2 protein-coding genes are annotated in these 978 nt (G+C 35.5%); both read right to left on the bottom strand.

Translation table 11 applies throughout. The features are described from left to right. Positions 1 to 482: ATP-binding cassette domain-containing protein (locus tag D8Q48_RS17000; RefSeq protein WP_121057396.1), on the bottom strand; the 482-nt coding region annotated here is incomplete at its 3' end. A gap of 3 nt (positions 483 to 485) precedes the next feature. After that, positions 486 to 978, bottom strand: a 493-nt coding sequence (locus D8Q48_RS16995) for a transporter (RefSeq protein ID WP_243116337.1), incomplete at its 5' end; no start/stop codon positions are given.

Below are 978 nucleotides of genomic sequence, written 5' to 3'. Positions count from 1 at the left end.
GGTTCATCAATAATCAAAAAATCCGGATTATTAAGAAGTGCCTGTATGAGTCCGACACGTCTCTTCATACCACCAGATAATTGCCGCATTTTTTTATTCTGATGCTCTGTAAGAGAAGTCTTTTCCAGATAATAGGTAATTCTTTGTTCGAGGTCATTTCTGGCTACTCCTGACAGTCCCCCCATATATACAAGACATTCTTTCACCGTAAGATTCGGATATAAGTCGATTTCCTGTGGAAGATAACCAATCTTTTTCTGTATTTTCTCATAATTTCCCTCGTTATACAGAATTCCATCAAGGGAAACCATTCCTTCCGTTTGTTTTAAAACAGTTGTAAGAACCCTCATCAAAGTGGTTTTTCCGGCACCATTCTCACCCAAAAGTCCGTAAATTCCCTTAGGTATTTCAAGAGATGCCTTATTTACTGCAACTACACCATTTTTAAATCTAACTGTTAAATCATTTATTCTAATACTCATAATCTATCCTCTTTTCTTTAAAGTCATTGGTAATACTGCAAATAAAAACAGCCCCGCTATAAAAGACACAAGCGTTCCATAAATCCAACTCTCGGACATTAATTGAGTAGGTTCACAAAAGCTGAAAGAAAACAATCCCAGATTTCCGAAAAATGAACTTCCCGCTTTTGATATAAGTCCAATGACAATTCCAAATAAACATCCAATACCTGCCCACATATTTCGAAGCAATGTACACAAAATCACAGAGCATATACTCCAAAGCCAGATAGTTCCAAACATTGCAATGAAATATAAAAGAAATATCTGAATACCCGAAATGCCTTCGTTTACACTGCCCGGTTTTTGCCAGAAAAACAAAACATATCCAACACAGGAAAGTATTAATAAATATAATATTTGAACGCCCACTCTCTGCGATATTACTTTTAACTGCTTTTTTTGATCATACAAATGAAATACATCGGCACGCTTACTTTTTACTTCCATCAAATAT

The organism is Ruminococcus sp. B05 (assembly GCF_003628495.1).
In the GTDB taxonomy this organism is placed as follows: Bacteria; Bacillota; Clostridia; order Lachnospirales; family Lachnospiraceae; genus Schaedlerella; species Schaedlerella hominis.
Note: the sequence above shows the minus strand (reverse complement) of the source record. Positions and strands in the feature narration are given on the sequence as shown.